This window comes from Cognatundibacterium luofuense (assembly GCF_018139685.1).
Classification (GTDB): Bacteria; Pseudomonadota; Gammaproteobacteria; order Burkholderiales; family Burkholderiaceae_D; genus Undibacterium; species Undibacterium luofuense.
In genome coordinates this window covers 1-695 of sequence record NZ_JAGSPN010000054.1, presented here as the reverse complement: position 1 = coordinate 695, position 695 = coordinate 1, and the positions used below count along the sequence as shown (strand labels likewise).

General features: G+C 55.7%; 2 protein-coding genes. Both read right to left on the bottom strand.

From position 1 onward, the window contains the following. The coding region (gene tnpB / locus KDM89_RS19245; protein WP_212689528.1) for an IS66 family insertion sequence element accessory protein TnpB at positions 1-289 on the bottom strand (289 nt) is incomplete at its 3' end. Then, a partial coding sequence (gene tnpA, locus KDM89_RS19240; RefSeq protein WP_212689527.1) for an IS66-like element accessory protein TnpA occupies positions 286-695 on the bottom strand: 410 nt, incomplete at its 5' end. The genes tnpB and tnpA, both read right to left, overlap by 4 nt.

The following is a 695-nucleotide window of genomic DNA, read 5'->3' as shown; positions in this document are numbered from 1 at the left end:
GCAGGCCGGTCACCAGCGCCTGTAGCTGGCCGGTGTTGAGCGCGACCGACAAATGACCACTGTCAGTCCAGGTAAAGCTTCCCTTGTTCAGACGCCGGCTCGCCAGCCAGATACCGAACCCGTCATAAATCAGGATTTTGATACGCGTCGAACGCTTGTTGCTAAACAGGTAGGCATGATGCGGCCGCGCTGCACCGAATACCTGAACTACCCTTGCCAGTGCAGTATCCATACCGATGCGCATATCAATCGGCTCTGTTGCCAGCCAGATGGAATCTATCCGGATCATCTTAGCCAGTTCTGCAGCCAGCCGGCGCACTCTGCGGCCGCAGCTTGCGGCCAGCGCACAGTCACATGAGCTGCTCCTCGTCTGATGTCAATCACGATGTCAGGTGTCGCAGTGACTGCGGTTGGCGCAGGCAACGGAATGGGAATGAATTCGGGAGTTTTGGTAACCGGTGCAATTGGCGTCGACGGTATCGCCAATTGCTCATGCGCCTTGATCCAGATACGGACCTGATTGGCGTTCAGCTGGTAACGCAATGCCGTGGCGGCAATGGAAGCTCCGGGTTGTTTGCAGGCTTGAATGACCTGAGCCTTGAATTCGGCACTGTGCCGCCGACGCCGTCTTGGCGTATTGATTTCATCGTCCATCATGTATAAGTGTCCACTTATTAAGTGGACACGATCATCTG